This is a genomic window from Pseudomonas donghuensis (assembly GCF_000696345.2).
GTDB classification, from domain to species: Bacteria; Pseudomonadota; Gammaproteobacteria; order Pseudomonadales; family Pseudomonadaceae; genus Aquipseudomonas; species Aquipseudomonas donghuensis.
The window spans coordinates 176,590-195,420 of record NZ_CP071706.1; the positions used below are offsets into that span (position 1 = coordinate 176,590).

Annotated in this window: 23 protein-coding genes; 10 read left to right on the forward strand and 13 right to left on the reverse strand. The window is 63.2% G+C overall.

Annotation, left to right across the window (positions count from 1 at the left end; all coding sequences use genetic code 11):
* Positions 1-3: 3 nt before the first annotated feature.
* The 3 genes from rsmB to def are packed head-to-tail and all read right to left on the reverse strand — an operon-like array spanning position 4 to position 2,807.
* Complete coding sequence (gene rsmB / locus BV82_RS00860) at positions 4-1,314, reverse strand: 16S rRNA (cytosine(967)-C(5))-methyltransferase RsmB (RefSeq protein WP_036995293.1); 1,311 nt, start codon at positions 1,312-1,314, stop codon at positions 4-6.
* On the reverse strand, positions 1,311-2,243 hold the full coding sequence (gene fmt / locus BV82_RS00865; RefSeq protein WP_036995294.1) for a methionyl-tRNA formyltransferase: 933 nt from the start codon (positions 2,241-2,243) through the stop codon (positions 1,311-1,313). The genes rsmB and fmt overlap by 4 nt, the downstream gene beginning before the upstream one ends.
* A 57-nt stretch (positions 2,244-2,300) precedes the next feature.
* A complete protein-coding gene (gene def, locus BV82_RS00870; protein ID WP_010222682.1) occupies positions 2,301-2,807 on the reverse strand; it encodes a peptide deformylase in 507 nt (168 codons plus the stop codon).
* Between the two features lie 241 nt (positions 2,808-3,048).
* On the opposite strand from def, the gene dprA reads away from it, so the two are divergent.
* Entirely contained in the window at positions 3,049-4,149 is a 1,101-nt protein-coding gene (gene dprA, locus BV82_RS00875; RefSeq protein WP_036995295.1) for a DNA-processing protein DprA, read from the forward strand.
* 36 nt (positions 4,150-4,185) lie between these two features.
* A complete protein-coding gene (tsaC, locus tag BV82_RS00880) occupies positions 4,186-4,743 on the forward strand; it encodes an L-threonylcarbamoyladenylate synthase type 1 TsaC (RefSeq protein WP_010222680.1) in 558 nt (185 codons plus the stop codon).
* An 88-nt stretch (positions 4,744-4,831) separates the two neighbouring features.
* On the opposite strand, the gene BV82_RS00885 is transcribed toward tsaC, so the two are convergent.
* Complete coding sequence (locus tag BV82_RS00885) at positions 4,832-5,809, reverse strand: NADPH:quinone reductase (protein WP_036995296.1); 978 nt, start codon at positions 5,807-5,809, stop codon at positions 4,832-4,834.
* Positions 5,810-5,940: 131 nt separating this feature from the next.
* Here BV82_RS00885 and hemF point away from each other — a divergent pair, with 131 nt between their 5' ends.
* Positions 5,941-6,867: an oxygen-dependent coproporphyrinogen oxidase gene (gene hemF, locus BV82_RS00890; RefSeq protein ID WP_036995297.1), complete on the forward strand. Its 927-nt coding sequence runs from the start codon at positions 5,941-5,943 to the stop codon at positions 6,865-6,867.
* Positions 6,868-6,921: 54 nt separating this feature from the next.
* A complete protein-coding gene (gene aroE / locus BV82_RS00895; protein WP_010222675.1) occupies positions 6,922-7,746 on the forward strand; it encodes a shikimate dehydrogenase in 825 nt (274 codons plus the stop codon).
* Here aroE and BV82_RS00900 read toward each other — a convergent pair.
* Positions 7,743-9,314, reverse strand: coding sequence for a SulP family inorganic anion transporter (locus tag BV82_RS00900; protein ID WP_010222674.1), 1,572 nt, complete (start codon positions 9,312-9,314; stop codon positions 7,743-7,745). The two genes, aroE and BV82_RS00900, sit on opposite strands and share 4 nt — an antisense overlap.
* Positions 9,315-9,380: 66 nt before the next feature.
* Positions 9,381-9,998: an NAD(P)-dependent oxidoreductase gene (locus BV82_RS00905; RefSeq protein ID WP_010222673.1), complete on the reverse strand. Its 618-nt coding sequence runs from the start codon at positions 9,996-9,998 to the stop codon at positions 9,381-9,383.
* A gap of 76 nt (positions 9,999-10,074) precedes the next feature.
* Between BV82_RS00905 and BV82_RS00910 the strand changes: the two genes are divergently transcribed.
* A complete protein-coding gene (locus tag BV82_RS00910; protein WP_036995298.1) occupies positions 10,075-10,404 on the forward strand; it encodes a DOPA 4,5-dioxygenase family protein in 330 nt (109 codons plus the stop codon).
* A 90-nt stretch (positions 10,405-10,494) separates the two neighbouring features.
* Here the strand turns inward: BV82_RS00910 and trpA are convergent, their stop codons facing one another.
* Together trpA and trpB are read right to left on the reverse strand one after the other, a co-directional pair.
* On the reverse strand, positions 10,495-11,307 hold the full coding sequence (gene trpA, locus BV82_RS00915; RefSeq protein ID WP_036995299.1) for a tryptophan synthase subunit alpha: 813 nt from the start codon (positions 11,305-11,307) through the stop codon (positions 10,495-10,497).
* Entirely contained in the window at positions 11,304-12,521 is a 1,218-nt protein-coding gene (gene trpB, locus BV82_RS00920) for a tryptophan synthase subunit beta (protein ID WP_010222670.1), read from the reverse strand. The genes trpA and trpB overlap by 4 nt, the downstream gene beginning before the upstream one ends.
* A 109-nt stretch (positions 12,522-12,630) precedes the next feature.
* Here trpB and BV82_RS00925 point away from each other — a divergent pair, with 109 nt between their 5' ends.
* Positions 12,631-13,527, forward strand: coding sequence for a LysR family transcriptional regulator (locus tag BV82_RS00925; RefSeq protein WP_036995300.1), 897 nt, complete (start codon positions 12,631-12,633; stop codon positions 13,525-13,527).
* On the opposite strand, the gene BV82_RS00930 is transcribed toward BV82_RS00925, so the two are convergent.
* Positions 13,524-13,850 carry an ElaB/YgaM/YqjD family protein gene (locus tag BV82_RS00930; RefSeq protein ID WP_010222668.1) on the reverse strand — a complete coding sequence of 109 codons (327 nt, stop codon included), beginning with the start codon at positions 13,848-13,850 and terminating at the stop codon, positions 13,524-13,526. The two genes, BV82_RS00925 and BV82_RS00930, sit on opposite strands and share 4 nt — an antisense overlap.
* Before the next feature lie 153 nt (positions 13,851-14,003).
* Here BV82_RS00930 and BV82_RS00935 point away from each other — a divergent pair, with 153 nt between their 5' ends.
* Together BV82_RS00935 and BV82_RS00940 are read left to right on the forward strand one after the other, a co-directional pair.
* Positions 14,004-14,219 carry a dodecin gene (locus BV82_RS00935; protein ID WP_010222667.1) on the forward strand — a complete coding sequence of 72 codons (216 nt, stop codon included), beginning with the start codon at positions 14,004-14,006 and terminating at the stop codon, positions 14,217-14,219.
* A 104-nt stretch (positions 14,220-14,323) separates the two neighbouring features.
* The gene (locus BV82_RS00940) at positions 14,324-14,548 is read left to right on the forward strand and encodes a DUF1161 domain-containing protein (protein ID WP_010222666.1); all 225 of its coding nucleotides are present in this window, start codon (positions 14,324-14,326) and stop codon (positions 14,546-14,548) included.
* 68 nt (positions 14,549-14,616) lie between these two features.
* On the opposite strand, the gene BV82_RS00945 is transcribed toward BV82_RS00940, so the two are convergent.
* Complete coding sequence (locus BV82_RS00945; protein WP_010222665.1) at positions 14,617-15,621, reverse strand: LLM class flavin-dependent oxidoreductase; 1,005 nt, start codon at positions 15,619-15,621, stop codon at positions 14,617-14,619.
* A gap of 221 nt (positions 15,622-15,842) precedes the next feature.
* On the opposite strand from BV82_RS00945, the gene BV82_RS00950 reads away from it, so the two are divergent.
* On the forward strand, positions 15,843-16,076 hold the full coding sequence (locus BV82_RS00950; protein WP_010222664.1) for a DUF1161 domain-containing protein: 234 nt from the start codon (positions 15,843-15,845) through the stop codon (positions 16,074-16,076).
* 3 nt (positions 16,077-16,079) lie between these two features.
* On the opposite strand, the gene BV82_RS00955 is transcribed toward BV82_RS00950, so the two are convergent.
* Both BV82_RS00955 and BV82_RS00960 read right to left on the reverse strand, forming a co-directional pair.
* A complete protein-coding gene (locus BV82_RS00955) occupies positions 16,080-16,493 on the reverse strand; it encodes a PA0061/PA0062 family lipoprotein (protein ID WP_010222663.1) in 414 nt (137 codons plus the stop codon).
* Between the two features lie 53 nt (positions 16,494-16,546).
* Entirely contained in the window at positions 16,547-16,960 is a 414-nt protein-coding gene (locus tag BV82_RS00960; RefSeq protein WP_010222662.1) for a PA0061/PA0062 family lipoprotein, read from the reverse strand.
* An 85-nt stretch (positions 16,961-17,045) separates the two neighbouring features.
* Between BV82_RS00960 and BV82_RS00965 the strand changes: the two genes are divergently transcribed.
* The gene (locus tag BV82_RS00965) at positions 17,046-18,182 is read left to right on the forward strand and encodes an aminopeptidase (RefSeq protein ID WP_223253807.1); all 1,137 of its coding nucleotides are present in this window, start codon (positions 17,046-17,048) and stop codon (positions 18,180-18,182) included.
* Here the strand turns inward: BV82_RS00965 and BV82_RS00970 are convergent.
* Positions 18,170-18,820 (reverse strand): HAD family hydrolase, encoded by a 651-nt coding sequence (locus BV82_RS00970; protein WP_010222660.1) that lies wholly within the window; start codon positions 18,818-18,820, stop codon positions 18,170-18,172. The two genes, BV82_RS00965 and BV82_RS00970, sit on opposite strands and share 13 nt — an antisense overlap.
* Positions 18,821-18,831 lie beyond the last annotated feature (11 nt).

An 18,831-nucleotide genomic window follows, 5' to 3' on the forward strand; every position in this document is an offset into this window, starting at 1 on the left:
TTGTTATCCGCGCGCGGCGGCGATTTTGATCAGCTTGGCATAGTAGAAGCCGTCGTGCCCGCCTTCCTGGGCCAGCAGCTGGCGGCCATGGGGCTGGCGGATACCGGCCTGGGTCGCCAGGTCCAGCTCACGCGCACCGGGGGTGCGGGCGAGGAACGCCTCGATCACTTCGGTGTTTTCCGTCGGCAGGGTCGAGCAGGTGGCGTAGAGCAGGATGCCGCCGACCTCGAGGGTTGGCCACAGGGCGTCGAGCAGCTCGCCTTGCAGGCTGGCCAGGGCGGCGATGTCGTCGGCCTGGCGGGTCAGCTTGATGTCAGGATGGCGGCGGATCACCCCGGTGGCTGAGCACGGCGCGTCGAGCAGGATGCGCTGGAAGCCCTTGCCGTCCCACCAGCTGGCGGTGTCGCGGGCGTCGCAGGCGATCAACTGGGCGTCGAGGCCGAGGCGATCGAGGTTCTCGCGCACGCGGGTCAGGCGTTTGGCTTCCAGGTCAATGGCAACGACGGCATCGAGCCCGGCTTGGGCTTCCAGCAGGTGGCAGGTCTTGCCACCCGGGGCGCAGCAGGCGTCGAGCACGCGCTGGCCGGGGGCCAGGTCGAGCAGGTCGGCGGCCAGTTGTGCGGCTTCGTCCTGGACGCTGATCCAGCCCTGGTCGAAACCGGGCAGGCCGCGGACATCGCAGGCTTCGGCGAGCAGGATGCCGTCGCCGCTGAACTGGCAGGGCGCCGCTTCAAGGCCGGCTTCACGCAGCAGTTCGAGGTAGGCATCGCGGCTGTGATGGCGGCGGTTGACCCGCAGGATCATCGGCGGATGGGCGTTGTTGGCGGCGCAGATGGCTTCCCAATGCTCGGGCCAGAAGGCCTTGAGCGACTTTTGCAGCCAGCGCGGGTGCGCGGTGCGTACGACCGGGTCGCGCTCGAGTTCGGCGAAGATCTCGCTGCTTTCCCGTTGCGCACGGCGCAATACGGCGTTGAGCAAGCCCTTGGCCCAGGGCTTTTTCAGTTTCTCGGCACAGCCTACGGTTTCGCCGATGGCGGCGTGCGCGGGGACGCGCGTGTAGAGCAGTTGGTACAGACCGACCAGCAGCAGCGCCTCGACGTCGGCATCGGCGGCCTTGAACGGCTTCTGCAACAGGCGCTCGGCCAGGGCCGACAGGCGTGGTTGCCAGCGCGCGGTGCCGAAGGCCAGGTCCTGGGTCAGGCCGCGGTCACGTACTTCGACCTTGTCCAGCTGGCTTGGCAGCGAGCTGTTCAGCGACGCCTTGCCACTGAGTACTGCCGCCAGGGCGCGGGCGGCTGCCAGACGTGGATTCATTGGCCAAGCACCGTGCCGGTGGCGAATTTTTCGCGGCGGCTGTTGAACAGGTCGCTGAAGTTCAGTGCCTTGCCGCCAGGCAACTGCAGGCGGGTCAGGCACAGCGCCTGTTCACCGCAGGCGACGATCAGCCCGTCCTTGCTGGCAGAGAGAATTTCACCCGGGGCGCCCGAGCCTGTGGATAAGTTCGCAGCGAGGACCTTCACCGCTTCCCCGTTGAGGGTGCTGTGGCAGATCGGCCACGGGTTGAAGGCGCGAATCAGGCGCTCCAGCTCAACCGCCGGGCGGCTCCAGTCCAGGCGCGCTTCGTCCTTGTTCAGCTTGTGTGCATAAGTGGCCAGGCTGTCGTCCTGAACTTCACCCTGCAAGGTGCCAGCAGCAAGACCGGCAACGGCCTCGAGTACGGCTGGCGGGCCCATTTCGGCCAGGCGATCGTGCAAGGTGCCGCCGGTGTCGCTGGCACTGATCGGGGTGCTGACCTTGAGCAGCATCGGCCCGGTGTCCAGGCCTGCTTCCATCCGCATTACGGTGACGCCGCTTTCGCTGTCGCCGGCTTCGACCGCACGTTGGATCGGCGCGGCGCCACGCCAGCGAGGCAGCAGCGAAGCGTGACTGTTGATGCAGCCCAGGCGCGGAATATCCAGCACCGCCTGCGGCAGGATCAGGCCGTAGGCGACCACCACCATCAGGTCCGGTTGCAGGGCTGCCAGTTCCGCTTGCGCCTCGGCGTTGCGCAGGGTCGGCGGTTGCAGGACCTGGATGCCGTTATCCACAGCCAGTTGCTTGACCGCGCTTGGCATCAGTTTTTGCCCACGCCCGGCCGGGCGGTCCGGCTGGGTGTAGACCGCCACCACGTCATAGGGGCTGTCGATCAGGGCCTTGAGGTGTTCGGCGGCAAACTCTGGGGTGCCTGCGAAGACAATGCGCATGGAGTTCTCGCTTAAAAAGAAAAAGGCTTGCCGGAGCAAGCCTTTGGGAAGAGGAGATCAAGCTTGCTGGCGATGCTGTTTTTCCAGCTTCTTCTTGATTCGGTCGCGTTTGAGCGTCGACAGGTAGTCAACGAACAGCTTGCCGTTGAGGTGGTCGCACTCATGCTGGATGCACACTGCCAGCAGGCCTTCGGCGACCAGCTCGTACGGCTTGCCGTCGCGATCCAGCGCCTTGACCTTGACCCGTATCGGGCGATCGACGTTCTCGTAGAAGCCGGGCACCGACAGGCAGCCTTCCTGGTACTGATCCATTTCGTCGGTCAGCATCTCGAGCTCGGGGTTGATGAACACCCGTGGCTCGCTGCGATCCTCGCTCAGGTCCATGACCACGATGCGTTTGTGCACGTTGATCTGGGTGGCGGCGAGACCGATGCCAGGGGCTTCGTACATGGTTTCAAACATGTCATCGATCAACTGGCGAACGCCGTCGTCGACTTCGCTCACCGGTTTGGCGATGGTACGAAGGCGCGGGTCCGGGAATTCGAGGATGTTCAGAATGGCCATAAGCGTATGAGCTGCACTGTGCGATGAATTACAAACATGAGTACACATAATAAAGGGATTCGGCGCATTCGGCACCTGGCAAAGGTCAGCTAAGGTTTCAGGGGGCTTTCGCACCCGTGCCTGCAAGCCTGAAGGAATGCCCTTGAGGGAAATCCTTCAACCGGTTGTCAAAGTATTATCAACAGAGTTATCCACAGCTTCTTCACGGCAGACCCGGGCTGCCCGATCAAGGATGATCGTTATGTCGCAACCCTTATCGTCGGCGTGTTCACCCGCCGAACTCGAAGCGCGCTTGCGTCTTCATTTGCTGCCGTCCCTGGGGCCGCGGCGTTTTCACACCCTTATCCAGGCCTTCGGCAATGCCTCGGCGGCACTCAGCGCGCCGGCCTCGGCCTGGCGCGCGCTGCAGGTACCGGCAGAGAGCAGCGATGCCCGGCGCAGCCTTGGCGTGCGCGATGGCGCGGCGGCTGCAATGCGCTGGCTAGAGGCTTGTGACCAGCATTTGTTGATGTGGGACGAGCCCTGCTACCCTGGCTTGCTGGCCGAACTGGGGGACGCCCCGCCGCTGCTGTTCATTGCCGGCAACCCGGCCATCCTGGAAAAACCACAGCTGGCGATCGTCGGCAGTCGCCGGGCCTCCAGGCCGGCGCTGGATACCGCTGCGGCTTTCTCTCGCAGTCTTTCCCGGGGTGGTTTTGTCATTACCAGCGGCCTGGCCCTGGGGGTCGATGGCGCCGCGCATCAGGCTGCCCTGGATGCTGGCGGGCAGACCATCGGCGTGCTGGGTACCGGGCTGCAAAAACTTTATCCACAGCGTCACAGGGCGCTGGCGGCCGCAATGATCGCGCAAGGCAGCGCGGTGATTTCCGAGTTTCCGCTGGATGCCGGGCCGACAGCCAGCAACTTTCCCCGGCGTAACCGGATCATCAGCGGCCTGTCACTGGGCGTGCTGGTGGTCGAGGCGAGTCTTGCCAGTGGCTCGCTGATCACCGCACGCCTGGCCGCCGAGCAAGGCCGGGAGGTGTATGCGATTCCAGGCTCGATTCATCACCCAGGGTCCAAAGGTTGTCACCAGTTGATCCGCGATGGCGCCTTGCTGGTGGAAACCGTCGACCAGATCGTCGAGACCCTGCAGGGTTGGCAGCGCTTGCCGCCCTTGCAGGCGGCCGCCACCCCCCGCCATGAACTGGTCGATCTGTTGCTGGCTGCGCCGCAAACCACCGAGGGGCTGGCCAGCAGCAGTGGCTGGCCGTTGCCCAGGGTGTTGGCGGCGCTGACTGAGCTGGAGCTGGCGGGCAGCGTCTGCAATGAAGCTGGGCGTTGGTTTGCCCGGCCTGGCTAAGTACACTGCTATCTGCCTTTATGCGGAGTGAAAGCAATGGTGAGCAGTTGGCGTGTGCAACAAGCCGCGCGTGAAATTCGGGCCGGTGCGGTGATTGCCTACCCGACCGAGGCGGTCTGGGGCCTGGGCTGTGACCCGTGGAACGAAGAAGCGGTGGATCGCCTGCTGGCAATCAAGTCGCGCTCGGTCGACAAGGGATTAATCCTGATCGCCGATAATATCCGCCAGTTCGACTTCCTTTTCGAGGATTTCCCCGAAACCTGGCTGGACCGCATGTCTGCGACCTGGCCGGGACCGAACACCTGGCTGGTGCCGCATCAGAACCTGCTCCCAGAGTGGATTACCGGGGTGCATGACACAGTGGCCCTGCGCGTCAGCGATCATCCGGTGGTACGCGACTTGTGCGCGCTGGTCGGGCCGCTGATTTCCACGTCGGCCAACCCGCAAGGCCGCCCAGCCGCCAAGACCCGCTTGCGGGTCGAGCAGTACTTCCGTGGGCAGCTGGACATGGTGCTCGGTGGCGCCTTGGGTGGGCGGCGTAATCCGAGTGTGATTCGTGACCTGGTGACCGGCGAGGTTGTGCGGGCCGGTTGATGCCCTGATCGCTGGCCAGCCAGCTCCCACAAGGTTTACCGAGAGCCCTGTGGGAGCCGGCCTTGCCGGCGATGAATTCATCACCGATTCAAGGCAGCAACACTGTCGACCCCACCGTCCTGCGCGCCGACAGCTCGCTCTGCGCCTTAGCCGCCTCGCTCAGTGGATAGCGTTGCTGGATATCCACAGTCAACTTGCCGCTGGTGATCATCGCAAACAGGTCATCCGCCATCGCCTGGGTGTTTTGTGCATTGTTGGCGTAGCTGGCCAGGGTTGGCCGGGTGACATACAACGAGCCCTTCTGCGCCAGGATGCCAAGGTTGACGCCGCTCACCGCGCCAGAGGCATTGCCGAAGCTGACCATCAACCCGCGCGGCGCCAGGCAGTCCAGCGAGGTCAGCCAGGTGTCCTGGCCAACGCCGTCGTACACCACCGGGCATTTCTTTCCGTCGGTCAGTTCCAGTACCCGCTGGACCACGTCTTCGCGGCTGTAATCAATGGTTGCCCAGGCACCCAGGGCCTTGGCCCGTTCAGCCTTCTCGGCACTGCTGACCGTACCGATCAACCTGGCTCCCAATGCCTTGGCCCATTGGCAGGCCAGCGAGCCGACGCCCCCGGCGGCGGCATGGAACAAAATGGTATCGCCCGGCTGCACCGCGTAGGTCTGCTTGAGCAGGTACTGCACGGTCAGGCCCTTGAGCATCACTGCCGCCGCTTGCTCAAAGCTGATGCTGTCGGGGAGCTTGACCAGATTGGCTTCAGGCAGCACATGCACTTCGCTGTAGGCACCCAGCGGGCCGCCGGCATAGGCGACGCGGTCGCCGATTTTCAGCCCAGAGACCTGCTCACCCACTGCCTCGACCACCCCGGCGCCTTCAGTGCCCAGGCCCGAGGGCAGCGATGGCGGCGCATAGAGGCCGCTGCGAAAGTAGGTATCGATGAAGTTCAGGCCGATTGCCTGGTTACGCACGCGAACTTGCTGCGGGCCGGGCGCCGCCGGCTCGAAGTCGACCAGGGTGAGGACTTCGGGGCCGCCATGCTGGCTGAACTGAATACGCTTGGCCATCTGCACTCTCCTGAAGGTACCGGGAAAACCCCTATCGGACGCCTTTGCTTGATCGCCGTCAACTGCGGCCAGCCTGCCGCCGGTGGTATGCTACGCGCCGAATTTGCCTTAGCCCGCTTCCAGGTGACCTGATGACTAGCCGCACCGAGGCCGTGAAAGCCTACCTGCTCGACCTGCAAGACCGTATCTGCACCGCCCTCGAAAACGAAGACGGTGGTGCCCGCTTTGTCGAGGATGCCTGGACGCGCGAGGCCGGCGGCGGTGGGCGGACCCGGGTGATCGGTGATGGCAAGGTCATCGAGAAAGGTGGGGTGAACTTCTCTCACGTTTTCGGCAGCGGCCTGCCGCCATCGGCCAGTGCCCACCGGCCGGAGCTGGCCGGGCGTGGCTTCGAAGCATTGGGCGTGTCGCTGGTGATTCACCCGCATAACCCGCATGTACCGACCTCACACGCCAACGTGCGTTTCTTCATTGCCGAGAAAGAAGGTGAAGAAGCCGTCTGGTGGTTCGGCGGTGGCTTTGACCTGACGCCCTACTACGGTAACGAAGAAGACTGCGTGCACTGGCACCGGGTTGCCGAGCGCGCCTGTGCGCCTTTCGGTGCCGACGTCTATCCGCGTTACAAGGCCTGGTGCGACCGCTACTTCCACCTCAAGCACCGCGGCGAACCACGGGGTATTGGCGGCCTGTTCTTCGATGACCTGAACGAGTGGGACTTCGATACCTGCTTTGCCTTCATCCGTGCCATTGGCGATGCCTATGTCGAGGCTTACCTGCCGATCGTCCAGCGCCGCAAGGATCAGCCCTACACCGCCGAGCAGCGTGAGTTCCAGGAATACCGTCGCGGCCGTTATGTCGAGTTCAACCTGGTCTACGACCGTGGCACCCTGTTCGGTCTGCAATCGGGCGGGCGCACCGAATCGATCCTGATGTCGCTGCCACCGCACGTGCGTTGGGGGTACGATTGGAAGGCCGCGCCAGGCAGCGAAGAAGCGCGCCTGACCGAGTATTTCCTGCAGGATCGTGACTGGCTTGGCGAGGCCAAGACCAGCCATTGAGCTGCTGTGGATAACTTTCCGGGCCTGCCCGGCCTTGACCCAGGAACCGCGTGAATGGACCAGTACGTTGTATTCGGCAACCCGATCGGCCACAGCAAGTCGCCGCTGATCCACCGTCTGTTCGCCGACCAGACCGGCCAGCAGTTGGAATACAGCACCTTGCTGGCGCCGCTGGATGATTTCAGCATGTGTGCCCAGGGCTTTTTCAAGCAGGGCCTGGGTGCCAACGTCACTGTGCCGTTCAAGGAAGAAGCCTATCGCCTGGTCGATAGCCTGACGCCGCGGGCCAAGCGCGCCGGGGCGGTGAACACCCTGAGCAAGCTGGTCGACGGCAGCCTGCAGGGCGATAACACCGATGGCGCCGGGTTGGTCCGCGATCTTACCGTCAATGCCGGTGTGCAACTGACCGGCAAACGCATCCTGCTGCTCGGCGCCGGCGGGGCCGTGCGCGGGGTGCTGGAGCCGTTGCTGGCACACAACCCGGCATCGCTGGTGATCGCCAACCGCACGGTGGAAAAAGCTGAACAACTGGCCCGTGAGTTCGCCGACCTGGGGCCGGTGGCTGCCAGCGGTTTCGACTGGCTTGAAGAGCCGGTCGACCTGATCATCAATGCGACTTCTGCCAGCCTTGCCGGTGAGCTGCCGCCCATCTCCGCCAGCCTGATCGAGCCGGGTAACACCGTGTGCTACGACATGATGTATGGCAAGGAGCCGACGCCTTTCTGCCGTTGGGCCAGCGAGCACAAGGCCGCCAAGGTCCTGGATGGCCTGGGCATGCTCGCCGAACAGGCCGCCGAGGCGTTCTTCATCTGGCGTGGCGTGCGTCCCGACACCGCCCCGGTGCTGAACGAATTGCGCCGCCAACTGGCGCGCGGCTAATCCTCGAAGCGGATCGGGCAGTTCGCTGCCCCTTCGAGTTTGTGCAATTCCTCGATCACTTGCGGGCGCGCCCGTTGCAGCGTCAGGCTGCCGCCTGCGCGACCTAGCCGTCGTGCCTCGCGGTGCAGCATGTCGACCCCGGAATAGTCGATGAAATTGATCTGCCGCGCATCGATCACCACCTGCGGGCCCTGGCAACGTTGCAGGCGTACCTGCAGGTAATGACTGGCGCCAAAGAAGATTGAACCGCCTACACGCAGTACATCGGCATCGCCCTCCCGGGACTGCTGTACCCGTGGTCGCGAGGTGCGCTTGAGGTAAAAGAACAGCGACGCCAGCACCCCGGCGTAGATGGCCGTTTGCAGTTCCAGCAACAAGGTGGCGGCGCCCGTCAGGGCCATGACCAGGAATTCCGAACGGCTGACCCGGAATAGCGCACGTATCGCCCGATGATCAACCAGGCCCCAGCAGATCAGCAGGATACTGCCAGCCATGGCCGGGATCGGGATATGCGCGATCAACCCCGCCCCGGTCACCGCAAACAAGGTTACCCACAGGGCGGCAAACACCCCCGCCAGGGGCGAGCGGGCGCCAGCGTCATAGCTGAGCCCGGAGCGGGTGAAGGAACCGGACGACAGATAGCCGGAGAAGAATCCGCCGACCATGTTCGACAGGCCCTGAGCGCGGATCTCCTGATTGGCGTCGATGAGCTGTTCAGAGTGCGATGACAGCGAGCGGGCAATCGACAGGCTGGTGACCAGGCCGAGCATGCCGACCGCCACGGCGCTGGGCAGCAGACGCAGGATCAATTCCAGGTCCAGCAGTGGCAACGGACTCAACGGTGGCAACTGGCCGATGAAGCCGGGTACCAACTGCACATGGCCAAATAGCCCTGGTAGCGACCAGGCCAGCAAGCTGGCGAGCGTCAACGTTATCAACAGGCCGGGCCAGCGCGGGCGCAGCATCTTTACCGCAGCACCCAGCAGCACAGTGCCCAGGCCGAGCAATAACGAAGGCCAATCCACCTCCCCGGCGTGCTCCAGCAGGTGTTGCAGGGTCTTCAAGGCCGTGGCCTGGCTGGGCAGGTTCATCCCCAGCAAGTTGGGCAGTTGTCCAAGCGCGATCACCACCGCAGCACCCAGGGTGAAGCCCAGCACCACCGATTGCGAGACAAAATTGACCAGCGCGCCAAAGCGCAGCAGCCCCAGCAACCACTGAAACACCCCAGCGAGGAAGGTCAGCAGCAGGATCAGGGTGATGTAGTCGCTGCTGCCAGCGACCGCCAGCGGGCTGACGCTGGCGTAGAGAACGATGGAGATCGCCGCCGTTGGCCCGCAGATCAGGTGCCAGGACGAACCCCAGAGGCAGGCGACCATCACCGGCACAATTGCCGCGTACAGCCCGTACTCGGCGGGCAGCCCGGCGATCAGGGCGTAGGCGATCGATTGTGGCAGTGCCAGGATCGCCCCGCTCAGACCCACCAACAGATCACGGCGCGCGCTGGCTCGGGTCTGGCGCGGCAGCCAGGTGAGAAACGGCAGCAGTCGGTGGCGATCAGGCCAGGCCATGAAGACTCTCTATCGCAGGCAGAAGCTGTTCAGGGTGCGATGTCCGACGCTCGGGTGCAAGCCGTGTCAGAAGACAAAGTTCACGTGCTCACCGTGGTGCAGTTTCAGCTCCAGGGCATCGACCATGGCGGCTGCCACCCGTGCCAGGCGCTGCAGTGGTTCGGCCAGACCGGGTTCGAGGGTGCCATGCGTCTGGTGAAAGTGCTCGATGCCCAGGCCGGCGACTTGCTGCGGACTGTTGATCAGGGTCCAGTGCAGCGGGCTGCGTTGCAACAGGTCGACGATCTGGTCGGCACAGGCCCGTTGCTGCTCGCTGTGCCCTTCGCCCTGATCGAGCACGCTGAAATCGCCCACCAGCAACAGCCGGCGTATAGTGGTGCGGGTCATACCTGCGATCAGCGCCTGGCTCATGCGCAGTTGTGCGGCAAAGTCGTCGGGCGCCAGTGCAGGCAGCAGGCAGACCACTGCCGAGCCACCGGCCACGCTTTGCTCGGCCTGATCGGGGTTGTCCAGGCCGCCAGTCTTGAAGTGCAAGCCGGGGCGTGGCGCCAGGCTGTTGAGGTTATCGACCACGGCGATCACCTCATGCTGGCGCTTGAGCAATTCGGCCATCAGGGCGCTGCCCAGGCTGCTCAAACCTCCCAGCAGGACCAGTTTGAACGCTGGGGTTTCGGCATTTTTCACCAGATCACTCCATTGGCAGCGGGTGATCATTTGACCCGTGTAGACCCTGCGGGTTCGTTGTAATTCAGGAGTTTTCGTGCAAAGGATCAAAGGCTATCACGCCCATATCTACTATGACGCCAGCACCATGGAGCAGGCCCGGCAACTGTGTGAAGAAGCCGCGCGGCTGTTTCCGGTGACCATGGGGCGCATGCATCAGAAGCCGGTCGGGCCGCATCCGGACTGGAGCTGCCAACTGGCGTTCGGGCCTGAGGTGGTGGGGGTGGTGTTGCCCTGGCTGGCGTTGTATCGCCGAGGGTTGGTGGTGTTTCTGCATCCGCTGACCGGCGATGAACTGGCCGATCATCGTGATCATGCGATCTGGATGGGGGCGGTGCGGCCTTTGGATCTTTCGATCTTCAAGTAGTTTACGGCTCCGGGGTAGGAGCGGGCTTGCCCCGCGATTGCGATCTGTCTGATGGACCGCAATCGCGGGGCAAGCCCGCTCCCACAGGTATCAAGCCTTGCGCGCACCTCGCACACCCTGGGCCAGTGCCGAGCACAGCTCAAGCACATCACCCACGGCCTGCTCGGCAGTCTTGGCAGTGGCAATCTTGTCGACCAGCGCCGAACCGACCACGACACCATCCGACAGTTTGGCAATTGCCGCGGCTTGCTCCGGGGTGCGGATACCGAAGCCGACGCTGATCGGCAGGTCGGTGTGGCGACGCAGGCGCTCGATGGCACTGCTGACGTGTTCGGTCGTCGCGGAGCCGGCACCGGTCACACCGGCAACCGACACGTAGTAGACAAAGCCCGAGCTGCGCTCCAGCACGCGTGGCAGGCGCACGTCATCGGTGGTCGGGGTGGTCAGGCGGATGAAGTCGATACCCGCGGCCTGGGCCGGGGTGGCCAGCTCGGCGTCATGCTCCGGTGGCAGGTCGACGATGATCAGGCCATCCACGCCCACTGCCTTGGCCTGGGCAACGAAGGCCTCGACGCCAAAGCGGTGGATCGGGTTGTAGTAACCCATCAGCACGATCGGCGTGGTCTGGTTGTCGACGCGGAACTCGCCCACCATCTGCAAGGTCTTTGCCAGGGTCTGGCCGGCCTCCAGGGCGCGCAGGGTGGCGAGCTGAATCGCCACGCCGTCGGCCATCGGGTCGGTGAACGGCATGCCCAGCTCGATCACGTCGGCGCCAGCGGCGGGCAGGCCTTTGAGAATTTGCAGCGAGGCGTCGTAGCCTGGGTCGCCAGCAGTGATGAAGGTGACCAGTGCCGAGCGGCCTTCGGCCTTCAGCTCGGCGAAGCGTTGTTCAAGACGGCTCATGCCTGTTTCTCCTGGGCAGCCATATGGCTCATCACGGTTTGCATGTCTTTGTCGCCGCGCCCGGACAGGCACACCACCATCAGGTGATCCTTGGGCAAGGTCGGCGCGCGTTTGATCGCTTCGGCCAGGGCATGGGAGGTTTCCAGGGCCGGAATGATGCCTTCCAGGCGGCAGGTGGTGTGGAACGCGGCCAGGGCTTCGTCGTCGGTGATACTGACGTATTCGACCCGCTTCACTTCGTGCAACCAGGCGTGTTCAGGGCCGATGCCGGGGTAGTCGAGGCCGGCGGAAATCGAGTGGGCGTCGGTGATCTGGCCGTCGGCATCCTGCAGTAGGTAGGTGCGGTTGCCGTGCAGTACGCCCGGTACGCCACCGTTGAGGCTGGCGGCATGCTTGTCGGTGTCGACGCCATGGCCCCCGGCTTCAACGCCGATGATTTGCACGCTGGCGTCATCGAGGAAGTCGTGGAACAGGCCCATGGCGTTGGAGCCGCCGCCGACGCAGGCGATCAGGCTGTCGGGCAGGCGCCCTTCCTTGGCCTGCAGCTGTTCGCGGGTCTCTTTGCCGATGATCGATTGGAAGTCGCGGACCATTGCCGGGTACGGGTGCGGGCCGGCTACAGTGCCAATCAGGTAGAAGGTGTCGTCGACGTTGGTGACCCAGTCGCGCAGGGCCTCGTTCATCGCGTCCTTGAGGGTGCCGGTGCCGGCGGTTACCGGGACGATTTCGGCGCCCAGCAACTTCATGCGGAACACGTTGGCCTGCTGGCGTTCGATGTCGGTGGCGCCCATGTAGATCACGCAAGGCAGGCCGAAACGCGCGGCGACGGTGGCAGTGGCCACGCCGTGCATGCCGGCGCCGGTTTCGGCGATCAGGCGTTTCTTGCCCATGCGCTTGGCCAGCAGCACCTGGCCGATGCAGTTGTTCACCTTGTGCGCGCCGGTGTGGTTGAGCTCTTCACGCTTGAAGAAGATCTTCGCGCCACCGCAGTGTTCGGTCAGGCGTTCGGCGAAGTACAGCGGGTTGGGCCTGCCGATGTAGTCGCGCTGAAAGTACGCCAGTTGCTCGAGGAACTGCGGGTCGGCCTTGGCCGCTTCGTACTCGCGGGCAAGGTCCAGCACCAGCGGCATCAGGGTTTCTGCCACGTAGCGGCCGCCGAATGCGCCAAACAGGCCATTGGCATCAGGGCCGGCGCGGAAGTTGGTCTGGGTCATGGGTCGCTCCAGGGCGGTAGTTAAGTCGTCAATGGCTTTACTCTAACCACGACACGCGCAGCTGAAAACCGATAAGATTGCGACAACATGTCAGGAAAACTCACACGTTATGCGCCAGGACCTGCCTCCCCTCAATGCCCTTCGGGCCTTTGAAGCCACCGCCCGGCTCAACAGTGTCAGCCAGGCAGCCGAGCAGCTGCATGTTACTCATGGCGCAGTGAGCCGCCAGTTGAAGGTGCTTGAAGAGCATCTTGGCGTGGCGCTGTTCGTCAAAGAAGGACGCGGCCTTAAACTCACAGATGCCGGCGTGCGCCTGCGCGATGCCAGCAGCGATGCTTTTGAGCGCTTGCGCGGGGTTTGTGCAGAAATCAGCCAGAGCAGCGCCGATGCGCCGTTTGTCCTCGGTTGCTCCGGCAGCCTGCTGGCGCGCTGGTTTATCCCGCGACTGGGCCGGCTCAAGGCGGACTTGCCAGAACTGCGCCTGCACCTGTCCGCCGGTGAAGGTGATCTCGACCCGCGCCGCCCCGGGCTGGATGCGCTACTGGTGTTTGCCGAGCCGCCGTGGCCTGCGGATATGCAGGTGCACGTGCTGGCCCAAGAGCGCATCGGCCCGGTGCTCAGCCCGCACTTTCCCGGGTTCAACCGCTTGCAGCGGGCGCCTGCGCAGGCGCTACTGGCGGAAACGCTGCTGCAGACCACCTCGCGCCCACAAGCCTGGCCAAACTGGGCCGTGCAGCAGGGTATCGACCCCCAGGCGCTGCGCTATGGGCAGGATTTCGAGCATCTGTATTACTTGTTGGAGGCGGCAGTGGCGGGGCTGGGGGTGGCGATAGCGCCGCAGCCGCTGGTCGCTGATGACTTGCGTGGCGGGCGCCTGGCTGCGCCCTGGGGGTTTTGTGAAACCCAGGCGGCGCTGGCCCTGTGGGTGCCGCGACGCGCCGCAGATGGGCGCGCCGAGCAATTGGCTGGCTGGTTGCGCGCGGAACTTGCGCGCCAGGCCGCTTAGTTACCGCGTCTGCACAGCAGGTACGCCGCCAGCAAGCCGAGGGCACCGACAGCGACACCGGCGGTGGTCCACGGGTGTTCCTGGGCATAGTCGCGGGTCGCCAGGCTGGTCTCGCGGGTTTTGGTTTTGACTTCTTCGTAGGCATCGCTGAGCAGGTGGCGTGAATGGCGCAGGGCATTCTCGGCATTGCTCTTGAGCGCCTTCAGGGTTTTGCGCGACTCATCCGAGGCATCGTCCTTGAGGCTTTCCAGTGACTTGAGCAGGCTTTCGATTTCCGCTTCCATGCTTTGCAGTGAAGCTTTACGCAGCGAGGTGTTGGCCATGGTGACTCTCCTTCAAGGTTGAGTTGAGCTGTGTAGATTCCGACTACAGGGTGTTGAGAAAGTGCAGTCGAACTTTTAGTGGCATTTACCCTTCGCAGGTAAAACAGCCCAGCGCTGCTAGGCTCTATCTGACATTCAAAAAGGAGATTGCCCATGTCTGATCACCACACCTACAAGAAAATCGAACTCGTCGGCTCCTCGCCTACCTCCATTGAAGAGGCGATCAACAACGCCCTGGCCGAGGCAGGCAAGAGCATCAAGCATCTTGAGTGGTTCGAGGTGGTCGATACCCGTGGCCATATCAAGGACAACAAGGCCGCGCATTTTCAGGTCACGCTCAAGGTGGGTTTTCGCATCGTCAACAGCTGAAGCGGTGATACTGGCTTGTGCGGGTCAATTGCGTTACACAGTCCTGAGGCGCCCGGCCTGCCTGGCGCCCTTCTCTATTTTGATCTGAACAAGGAAAGCGATCGATGAAGAAGTTGGTAGTAGCGATTGGTTTGATGACGTTGGCGGGTACTGCGCTGGCTGCTGGCAAGCCGTGTGAAGAACTCAAGGCTGAAATAGCCGCCAAGCTCGATGCCAAGGGTGTCAGCGGCTATTCCCTGGAAATCGTCGATAAGGGCGCAGCCGCGGATGGCAAGGTCGTGGGTAGCTGCGAAGGCGGCACCAAGGAAATCGTCTACAAGCGCGGGTGACTGTGTTGAAGCCATCGCGGGGCAAGCCCGCTCCAACGTAGGAGCGGGCTTGCCCCGCGATAGGGCTTTCAGCTGCCCAAAACCGTTTGGGCAAGCAGCTCATACGACCGAATCCGGTCCGCATGCTCATACAGGTCGCAGGTAAAGATCAGCTCATCCGCCTCGGTCTGCTCCAGCAACACCTCAAGCTTGGCGCGGATCTTCTGCGGGCTCCCGACCATCGCCAGGCCAAGGAAACTGCCCACCGCTTCACGCTCATGGGGCAGCCACAGGCCGTCCATGGTCGCTACCGGCGGACGCTGCACCAGGCTTTGCCCGCGCATCAGGGCGAGGATGCGCTGATACACCGAGGTGGCCAGGTAATCAGCCTGTTCATCCGTCTCGGCAGCCACCAGCGGCACGCCGAGCATAACGTAGGGCTTGTCGAGCACGGCCGAAGGCTGGAAGTGGTTGCGGTACACGCGAATCGCTTCGTGCAGGTAACGCGGAGCGAAATGCGAGGCGAAGGCGTAGGGCAAACCGCGCATGCCGGCCAGTTGCGCGCTGAACAAGCTCGAACCCAGCAACCAGATGGGCACCTCGGTACCGTACCCGGGTACGGCGATGACCTTCTGATCGGGCGTGCGCGGCCCCAGGTAGCGCACCAGTTCTTCGACATCATCGGGGAAATCGTCGGCACTGCCAGAGCGTTCGCGGCGTAGCGCGCGGGCCGTCATCTGGTCGGAGCCCGGCGCGCGGCCCAGGCCCAGGTCGATACGCCCGGGATACAGGCTGGCCAGGGTGCCGAACTGTTCGGCGATCACCAGCGGTGCATGGTTGGGCAGCATCACCCCGCCGGCGCCCACACGAATGGTTGACGTACCACCGGCCAGGTAGCTGAGCAGCACTGAAGTTGCGGAGCTGGCGATGCCGTCCATGTTGTGGTGCTCGGCCACCCAGAAGCGGTTGTAGCCGAATTTTTCGACGTGTTGCGCCAGGTCCAGGGAGTTGCGTAGAGACTGCGCTGGGCCGCTGTCGGCACGTACCGGCACCAGGTCAAGGGTAGAGATCTTGATATCCGCAAGTTGCTTCATGGGCGTTTGAGCCTCCAGGGCAGTCGATTGGCCGAAATAATCCAACGGCCTTTCTAGCTCTGTATGGGCACATCTGCAGGAATCAATGCCAGGCGTTGTAATCCGTCCCGCGTCGAGGGTCAGCCTGGACGCGATGCTGCTGAGCTAAGGCAGAACCGTAGTGCGCTTGTTGTGGTCAAATGAGGGTCGCTAAAACGTCTGCTGTCACAAGGAGCTGTTCCATGATCCGTGTTGCAATCGCTGTGCTGGCTTCGCTGCTGGCAACGTCCGCGCTGGCCGCGACGAAAGACTGTGAAGAGCTCAAGGCTGAGATCGAAGCCAAGATCCAGGCTAACAACGTGAGTTCCTACACCCTGGAAATCGTCAGCAATGATGAAGTCAAAGACCAGAACATGGTGGTCGGCAGCTGCGAAAACGGCACCAAGAAGATCATCTACCAGAACAATGATCGCTAGGCGTCAGGGTGTGCAGAACACGTCGTTCGACTCTTCGGCCACGACGTTGCGCTGGGCGTCATAGAGGTAGGCGCTGGGCTGCATGGCTGGGGCGCGGGCTTCCAGACGGTAGCGCTGCCCTGCCTTGAAGTGAGCGAACTTGATCGTCAGGTAGCAGGTGCGCTCGGTCGGGTCGGTACTGAACCCACCGGAATAGATTTCATAATCGAACCTCACCACCAGCTCGTGGGCACCGGGTGTAACCTGAAAGAACCGACCATCAGTCAGGCGCTTTCCGTCAAGCCGCTCGGCCATCACCACTTTGCCCGGTGTGATGGTGTAAAGGTCGACCCAGGCCTGCTTGTTGTCCACAGGGGGCAGGGGGCTGGCGCAAGCTCCCAGGGTACTGATTGCGAGCAGCATCATAGGCTGGCGCATGGCGAACTCCGGCGTGCGGGCTACAAAGCATAAGCATAGCGCCATTCACGCCTTCAGGTACGCTGGCAGCCCGCCGGCAGGCCTTTGCCGACCACATTGCGCTGTTCGTCATAGAGCTTGGCCCAAGGGCGGAAACCGATGCTGCCGGCCTCAAGCTGATAGCGCTGGCCGGCGTTGAAATGCTTGAACTTCACATGCAGCTGGCAATCACGCCACAGCGGCTCGTCGACCGGGCCGATATTGCTTGGATTGACCGGGAACAGGTAGCGCACGGTCAGCTCATGACTGCCTGGCGGTACTTCGAAATAGCGTTTGTCGGCCCAGGCGCGCTCGTCCACTTCCACGGCATGCAGGGTGTCGTCCTGGCCTGATGCGAGGTCGATCCAGGCCTGGTTGGGGTCGGGGGCAGGCAGGCCGGCGCAGCCGGACAGAAGCACAATACCGCTGATGACAAGCAGTGTACGCATGGTAAAACTCCAGCCGGGCAGGATAGTCTTGAAGCTGATGGGTACTTGAGCGAATGACGGGACGCGAATGCTTCGACTATTTCTTTTGTTGCGCTCAAGTCATGGGGCACTCGACCACATTTTGCGCTTCTTGGTTCCCTTGCTGGCCTTCGGGCTGCTGAACGGTTGTGCCAGTGTCAGTTACTACGGGCAACTGGCCAGCGGTCAGTGGCAGCTGTTGCAGGCGCGCCAGCCGGTTGCCGACCTGGTTGCCAATCCGGCCACCGACAGCAAACTGCGTCAGCACCTGCTCAAGGCCGAGCAGGCCCGGGCTTTCGCCAGCGCCCAGCTGAAGCTGCCGGACAACCGCAGTTACCGGGTGTATGCCGACATTGGCAGGCCCTTCGTGGTTTGGAACGTATTTGCCACGCCGGAGTTTTCACTGGAGGCGCAAACCCATTGCTTCCCGATCGCCGGTTGCGTCGCCTATCGCGGTTATTACAAGCAGGGCGCGGCGCGCGGGGCAGCGGCATTACAGAAGCAGCAAGGGCTGGATGTCTATGTCGGCGGTGTTGAGGCCTACTCCACCCTGGGTTGGTTCGACGATCCGATCCTCAGCTCCATGCTCGGCTGGGGCGATGAACGCCTGGCCACGGTGATCTTCCATGAGTTGGCCCACCAACGGCTCTATGTGCGGGACGACACCGCGTTCAATGAGTCTTTCGCCACCTTCGTCGAACAGGAAGGCACCCGCCAGTGGCGCGCGGCGCGGGGGCTGCCGGTGCTGGCCGAGGATGGCAGCCGGCAGCGCGACCAGTTCATCGGGCTGGTACTGGCCAGCCGCGAGCGGCTCAAGGCCTTGTATGCGGCGCCGCTGACCGAAGCCGCCAAGCGCGCAGGCAAGCAGGCTGAGTTCGAACGCCTGCGCGGTGAGTATCGAACCTTGCGCGATAGCCAATGGGGCGGGCGCGGGCGTTATGACGCCTGGATCAATGCCCCGATGAACAATGCCAAATTGCTGCCCTTTGGCCTGTATGACCAGTGGGTACCGGCGTTTGCACAGCTGTTTGTCGAGGTGGGTGGCGATTGGCAGGTGTTCTACCAACGGGTAGAAGCCTTGGGGCGGCTGCCAATCAAACAACGCCAGCAGGCGCTGAAAAGCATCGCGGGTCAAGCCCGCTCCTACAGGAGCGGCGGCGCGGCGACTCGACTTGACCCGCGATCGGTTTCTCAGCTGCGCTGAAACGCCTGGTGCAACTGGTTCACGGTCGTAAAGTGATAAGCCGGCTGTTGCGCCGTCAGCTCTTCATGGCTGCCAAAGCCATAGCCGACCGCTACCGCTTCCAGGCCGTTGCTGTGCGCCCCGATCAGGTCGTGCTTGCGATCGCCGATCATCAGGGTTTGCGCCGGGTCCAGGGCTTCCTCGGCCAGCAGGTGGCGGATCAGTTCGACCTTGTTGGTGCGGGTGCCGTCCAGCTCGCTGCCGTAGATCACCTTGAAGTGCTTGGCGAAATCGAAATGGCGGGCGATCTCGCGGGCAAACTCCCAGGGTTTGGAGGTGGCAATGTACAAGGTGCGCCCCTGCCCTTGCAGGGATTCGAGCAGTTCGCTGACGCCGTCGAACACCTGGTTTTCGTACAGGCCGGTGACCTTGAAGCGCTCCCGGTAGAAATTCACCGCGTCCCAGGCCTTGGCTTCATCGAAAGCATAGAACTGCATGAATGCCTGCAGCAGCGGCGGGCCGATGAAGTGTTCCAGGCGCGTCAGGTCCGGCTCGTCGATGCCGAGCTTGGCCAGTGCGTACTGGATCGAGCGGGTGATGCCCAATCGCGGATCGGTCAGAGTACCGTCGAGGTCGAAGAGGATGTTTTGCTGGTGCATGGCAGTCTCGA